6 protein-coding genes and 1 pseudogene are annotated in these 6223 nt (G+C 32.6%); all 7 read left to right on the forward strand.

Annotated features, from left to right (window positions below; all coding sequences use genetic code 11):
• Nucleotides 1–3 precede the first annotated feature (3 nt).
• The 7 genes and pseudogenes from FHG05_RS10890 to FHG05_RS10915 all read left to right on the forward strand — a co-directional run bounded on the left by FHG05_RS10890 (nt 4) and on the right by FHG05_RS10915 (nt 6091).
• Nucleotides 4–1782 carry a tetratricopeptide repeat protein gene (locus tag FHG05_RS10890; protein ID WP_140998053.1) on the forward strand — a complete coding sequence of 593 codons (1779 nt, stop codon included), beginning with the start codon at nt 4–6 and terminating at the stop codon, nt 1780–1782.
• 31 nt (nt 1783–1813) lie between these two features.
• The gene (locus tag FHG05_RS10895) at nt 1814–2140 is read left to right on the forward strand and encodes a DUF4286 family protein (protein ID WP_140998054.1); all 327 of its coding nucleotides are present in this window, start codon (nt 1814–1816) and stop codon (nt 2138–2140) included.
• Between the two features lie 67 nt (nt 2141–2207).
• Entirely contained in the window at nt 2208–2984 is a 777-nt protein-coding gene (rsmA, locus tag FHG05_RS10900; protein ID WP_140998055.1) for a 16S rRNA (adenine(1518)-N(6)/adenine(1519)-N(6))-dimethyltransferase RsmA, read from the forward strand.
• On the forward strand, nt 2974–4326 hold the full coding sequence (gene mgtE, locus FHG05_RS10905) for a magnesium transporter (RefSeq protein ID WP_140998056.1): 1353 nt from the start codon (nt 2974–2976) through the stop codon (nt 4324–4326). The genes rsmA and mgtE overlap by 11 nt, the downstream gene beginning before the upstream one ends.
• A gap of 54 nt (nt 4327–4380) precedes the next feature.
• A pseudogene (locus FHG05_RS10910) lies at nt 4381–5343 on the forward strand (2-hydroxyacid dehydrogenase); the annotation flags it as partial.
• 42 nt (nt 5344–5385) lie between these two features.
• A complete protein-coding gene (locus FHG05_RS18690) occupies nt 5386–5751 on the forward strand; it encodes a VOC family protein (protein WP_394344901.1) in 366 nt (121 codons plus the stop codon).
• Nucleotides 5752–5773: 22 nt separating this feature from the next.
• The gene (locus FHG05_RS10915) at nt 5774–6091 is read left to right on the forward strand and encodes a TM2 domain-containing protein (RefSeq protein WP_140998057.1); all 318 of its coding nucleotides are present in this window, start codon (nt 5774–5776) and stop codon (nt 6089–6091) included.
• The last annotated feature ends 132 nt before the right edge of the window (nt 6092–6223 follow it).

A 6223-nucleotide genomic window follows, 5' to 3' on the forward strand; every position in this document is an offset into this window, starting at 1 on the left:
TCCATGAAAAAAATTGCGTGTACTATCTTCTTTTTTATCTCACTGATTGTTGCTGCTCAAAGTGAACAATTGGCGTTGGATTATTATGAAAAAGGAGAATTTGAAAAGGCACTTACTTTATTGGAACAAATTGGTGCAAAACAACCTTCTAACTATTATTTTTTTCAAAGAATTATTGATTGTTATCAACAATTAGAGCAATTTGATAAAGCCGAAAAAGCCATTTTAGAACGCAAAAAAAGATATGACCAACCTATATTATACATCGATTTAGGCTATAATTATCAATTGCAAAAACAAGAAAATAAGGCCATCAAGCAATATGAATTAGCACTCAAAGAGATTGAAAATCAACCCGCTTATGCCTATCAAATAGGAAGTGGTTTTGAAAAAAAAGTGCTAGTAGAATGGGCTTTAAAGGCTTACGAAAAAGGGCAAGAAGTAAATCCTGAATTGAATTTTGATTATCAAATAGCCTTATTACAAGGGCAATTGGGAAATATTGAGCTCATGACCGACAAATTATTAGATTATGCGTATGAGAAACAAGATAATACAGCTATTGTCCAAAATTATTTAACGCGTTTCATAGCCGATGAAGCACAAAGTACTTTTTTAAATTATCTTAAAAAAACATTGTTGCTTCGTACTCAAAAAAATCCAGATATATATTGGAACCAATTTTTAAGTTGGTTGTATGTACAGCAAAAAGAATATGGTAAAGCATTTATTCAAGAGAAAGCCATTTATAAAAGAAATCCAGAGAGCTTAAATGCCATCTTATCTTTAGCGTATATGGCTGTTGATGATAAACAAGAAGAAGATGCGATTTCGATTTTAGAATATGTGTTAGAAAACACCAATGATGTTTCCCAACAAGTTGCTGCTCAAACGCTTTTAATGCAACTCAAAATGGAAGAAGCAACTCCATCTGACTATTCTAAAATAGATAGTGAATTAAATTACTTGTTAGAAAAGTATGGTTTTCAATCTACTACAGTTGCTTTAATTAAATTGCAAGCACATTTTAAAGCTTTTTATTTGAATCAACCCCAAGAGGCTAGTTCGTTGTTGAACAAAGCATTAAAGTTGCGATTGAATAATAGAGAAATTTCAGAAATAAAAATGGAACTCGCTGATGTATTACTTTTCGATGAAAAATTCAATCAATCGATATTATATTATGCTCAGGTGGAAGAAAACATGAAGAATGACGTTCTTGCGCATGAAGCTAGTATGAAGATGGCCAAAGCCAATTACTATAAGAATGATTTTGATTGGGCATTGCAACAAGTAAAAGTTTTGAAACAATCGTCGAGTTTGCTTATTGCTAATGATGCGGTGGAATTATTTTTATTAATTAAAGATAATTCATACGAAGACAGCACCAGAGTAGCGCTAACAAGTTTTGCAAAAGCCGATTTGTTGTTGTATCAAAATAAAGAAGAACAAGCCTTAAACGGATTTATTTCTATTTTAGAAAAACAAAAAGGAGATGCTATTGAAGATGAAACTTTATATAGAATTGCAACGATATATAGTAAAAGAAAAGAGTATCAAAAAGCAATTGATTACTATAAACAAATTTTAGAGCATCATGCTGATGGAATTTACGTCGATGAAGCTTTGTTTTTCTCAGCAGAAATTTATAGGAAATATTTAGATGATCCGGAAAAAGCAAAACCACTCTATGAAAAAATGATTTTTGAGCATGCCGATAGTATTTACTTCACCGAAGCGCGAAAACAATTTAGAATACTAAGAGGTGATGCCAATCTTTAAAAATAAAATAAATTAGATTAATAACTAAAGAATGATTATATACAACGTTACTGTAAATATTGATGAAAGTGTTCATGACAAATGGTTACAATGGATGCGTAATAAGCATATAGATGATGTCCTTTCTACCGGACTTTTTATTAGTGCTAGAATGGTGAAAGTTTTAGTAGAAGAGGAAATGGGCGGAACAACTTATTCCGTTCAATATTTCACAGATTCCAGAGCAAAATTAGAAGAATATTATAAAAATCATGCGTCTAGATTGCGTGAAGAAGGATTTAAACTTTTTGCAGATAAAATGTTAGCTTTTAGAACCGAACTTGAAGTCATGAGCGAACATTATGGAAAAGAGAATTAACTAAAGCCTTTCTTTATAGAAGTAAGTTAACAAAAGTACTTCTCATTTTAATTTCTAAATTCAAAACATGTCAGTTAAAGCAAAAAAACATTTAGGTCAACATTTCTTAACCGATGAAAGTGTAGCTCAAAATATAGCCGATACCTTATCGCTAAAAGGATATCAAAAAGTTCTAGAAATTGGACCAGGAATGGGTGTTTTAACCAAATACTTATTGGAAAAACCAATTGAAACCAATGTAATCGAAATTGATACCGAATCGGTTGCCTATTTAGAGGAGAACTATCCAAAATTACACGGACATATTATTTCTAAAGATTTTTTAAAATATGATTTAAACGAAGTTTTTAAGGGAGAACCTTTTGCAATTATTGGTAATTTTCCCTACAATATTTCGAGTCAAATTGTTTTTAAAACCTTAGAAATGCGACATCAAATTCCAGAATTTTCTGGGATGTTCCAAAAAGAAGTGGCGGAACGCATTTGTGAGAAAAAAGGAAGCAAAGTATATGGTATTTTATCTGTATTAACACAAGCTTTTTATGAAGCAGAATATCTTTTTACGGTCGATGAACATGTGTTTAATCCACCACCAAAAGTAAAATCGGGTGTGCTACGTTTAACACGAAAAGAAAATTTTGAGTTGCCTTGCGATGAAAAACTATTTTTTTCGGTAGTAAAACAAGCCTTTAATCAAAGAAGAAAAACCATGCGAAACAGTCTTAAAAGCATGATAAATTCTGATAATTTAAAAGAAGATAGTATCTTTGACCTGCGTCCGGAACAACTTTCATACGAACAATTTATAACATTAACTCAAAAAATAGCGGCCGATGGAGTTTAAAATCAGTAAAGACTTATTAGATGAATTAGAAGTTCTTATTCAAGAAAATAAGGAAAAGGAAGTATTAGACCTACTTCAAGACATACACTTTGCTGATATTGCTGAAATCATGGGAGAAATGCAATCTCATGAAGCTATTTATATTTTTAATGCATTAGATTCCGAAAAAACAGCCGAAATTCTATTGGAATTAGACGAAGAAGTTCGTGAAAAAATTCTTAGAAGTTTGTCTGCTAAAGAAATTGCAGAAGAAATCGATGAGTTAAGTACCGATGATGCTGCCGATATCATTGCCGAATTACCTCAATCTAGAAAAGAAGAAGTAATTTCTGAGTTAGAAGATGTTGAACATGCAAAAGACATTGTTGATTTATTACGTTATGACGAAGATTCTGCTGGTGGTTTAATGGCAAAAGAGTTAGTAAAAGTCAATGAAAATTGGAATGTACTCACGTGTGTGAAAGAGATGCGTGCCCAAGCTGAAAATGTTTCTCGCGTGCATTCTATCTATGTAGTTGATGATGAAAATAGATTAAAAGGAAGGTTGTCTTTAAAAGACCTTTTAACCACTTCTACCAAAACTCCAATTAGCGAAGTATACATTCCAAAAGTAGATTATGTAAAAGTCAATACCGAAAATGTAGAGGTTGCGAGAATCATGCAAAAATATGATTTGGAAGCTATTCCAGTGGTTGATGAATTAGGAAGATTGGTGGGGCGAATTACGATTGATGACGTGGTCGACGTGATTAAAGAAGAAGCGGATAAAGATTATCAGTTGGCTGCGGGTATCTCCCAAGATGTGGAAGCTGACGATAGTATTTTGGAACTAACAAAAGCACGATTACCTTGGTTGGTTTTAGCTTTATTTGGTGGTTTTGTTTCGGTTCGTGTTTTAGGAATTTATGAACCAGCTATGGAAGAACACCGTAATTTATTCTTTTTTACACCGCTTATTGCTGCAATGGCTGGAAATGTAGGAGTGCAATCTTCTGCGATTATAGTACAAGGTTTGGCAAATAATGCCTTATCGGGTTCCCTTTTAAATCGATTATTAAAAGAACTTTCTTTAAGTTTATTAAATGGTTGTATTCTGTCTTTAATTTTAATGTTAGGGAGTCATTTCTTATTAGGTATTGATTTTCAAACCGGAATGACTGTTTCTTTAGCGTTATTATCTGTAATTATAATGGCTTCTTTAATAGGGACTTTTATTCCAATTATTTTGGATAAATATGGAATCGATCCTGCATTGGCAACAGGTCCTTTTATCACAACGAGTAATGATATTATGGGAATTATTATCTTTTTTACAATTGCCAAAGCCATTTTAGGGTTTTAAAATCTTTCTTTCTTTTTTTAAAATATAGTTATCTTTAACTTTTAAAACAAAGAAATGAAACCCAATACCATCAAAATTTTACATATCGATTCCAATCATCCTTTGCTTTGGAACCAATTAGAAGCTGCAGGATTTATTAACGAAGCGGATTATACCTCTTCTAAAGAAGCAATTGAAGCCAAAATTGAAAATTATAACGGAATTGTAATTCGTAGTCGCTTTAAAATTGACAATACTTTTTTAGATAAAGCGAAAAATCTGCAATTTATCGCGAGAGTAGGTGCCGGTTTGGAAAGTATCGATTGTGAGTACGCACAAAAAAAAGGAATTCACTTAATAGCAGCTCCTGAAGGGAATCGAAATGCTGTGGGCGAACATGCATTAGGGATGCTATTGTCGTTATTTAATAACCTCAATAAAGCGGATGCAGAAGTGAAAAATGGGAAATGGAACCGAGAAGCCAATCGTGGCCATGAATTAGACGGCAAAACAGTGGGTATTATTGGTTATGGAAATATGGGTAAAGCTTTTGCAAAAAAATTACGTGGTTTTGATGTGGAGGTGTTGTGTTATGATATTTTACCCAATGTGGCTGATGCCAACGCAAAACAAGTCACCTTAAAAGAGTTACAAGAAAAAGCAGATGTGCTGAGTTTGCATATTCCTTGGACACCGGAAACCAATAAAATGATAGACGCTACTTTTATTAATAGTTTTACCAAGGCCTTTTGGTTGATTAATACCGCAAGAGGTAAAAGTGTAGTCACATCCGATTTAGTGGAAGCCTTAAAGAATAAAAAAATACTTGGAGCAGGATTAGACGTACTAGAATATGAAAAATTATCTTTTGAAACGCTCTTTGAGTCATCTCGAGCGGAGTCGAGAGAATTACCAGCTGCTTTTTCCTATCTTTTACAAGCGGATAATGTATTGTTATCACCACATATTGCCGGTTGGACCTTTGAGAGTCATGAAAAATTAGCGCAAACAATTGTTAATAAAATTAAAGCACTGTATTTTGAAGAATTTGAAAAAAAAGAAGATATTCGTGTAACAGGAATTGGAGGATTCTTTTTTAAAACGAATGATTCAAAAGAGGTAAAAAAATGGTATCGTAAACATTTAGGGTTTAATACTGATGCTTATGGTGCTACTTTTTGGTGGAAAGATACAAATGGGAATGATTGTTCAACGCAATGGAGTCCATTTTCAAAAGAGACCAACTATTTTGAGCCTTCGAAAAAAGAGTTTATGCAAAACTTTAGAGTACACGATTTGGAATCACTTCTCAAAAAATTATCGCAAGAAGGTGTAACAATTGTGGGGGAAATGCAGACATATGAATATGGAAAGTTTGCTTGGATTATGGATTTAGAAGAGAACAAAATTGAGCTTTGGGAACCTGTAGATAGCGCTTTTAAATAATTAACTAAATAAATTAACAGAGATGGAAACAACAAGACCCGTAGAAGAATGGAATCAACCTACACAACCACACCAAGAAAATAAAAAAGTAGTAGCTGGAATATGTGCTATTTTATTAGGAGGACTTGGAGTGCATAAATTCATTTTAGGATATACCAACGAAGGAGTTATAATGCTAGTAATTACAGTTTTAGGGATTGCATTGTCTTGTTTTGTTATTCCACTTTTTGGAACATTTATCATATGTACAATTGGATTAATTGAAGGGATAATCTATCTTACTAAAACAGATGAAGATTTTTATCAAACTTATCAAGTTAATAAAAGAAGTTGGTTTTAACACCATAAAAAAAGGCTCAAATTTGCACTGCCCCCAAAAAGTTAGACACTATTTGGGGGTATTTTTATGGAAAGAAAAGTCAAGTACGATTATGCATTTAAATTAGAATGCGTAAGATTAGTTTTAGAAAAA

Origin of the sequence: Flavobacterium profundi (genome assembly GCF_006491645.1) — a bacterium.
Classification (GTDB): domain Bacteria; phylum Bacteroidota; class Bacteroidia; order Flavobacteriales; family Flavobacteriaceae; genus Flavobacterium; species Flavobacterium profundi.

What these genes read in the sequence shown, in the direction of transcription:
- FHG05_RS10890 (WP_140998053.1), top strand. Translation starts at nt 4, where the DNA reads ATGAAAAAAATTGCGTGTACTATCTTCTTTTTTATCTCACTGATTGTT.
- FHG05_RS10895 (WP_140998054.1), top strand. Translation starts at nt 1,814, where the DNA reads ATGATTATATACAACGTTACTGTAAATATTGATGAAAGTGTTCATGAC.
- rsmA (WP_140998055.1), top strand. Translation starts at nt 2,208, where the DNA reads ATGTCAGTTAAAGCAAAAAAACATTTAGGTCAACATTTCTTAACCGAT.
- mgtE (WP_140998056.1), top strand. Translation starts at nt 2,974, where the DNA reads ATGGAGTTTAAAATCAGTAAAGACTTATTAGATGAATTAGAAGTTCTT.
- FHG05_RS10915 (WP_140998057.1), top strand. Translation starts at nt 5,774, where the DNA reads ATGGAAACAACAAGACCCGTAGAAGAATGGAATCAACCTACACAACCA.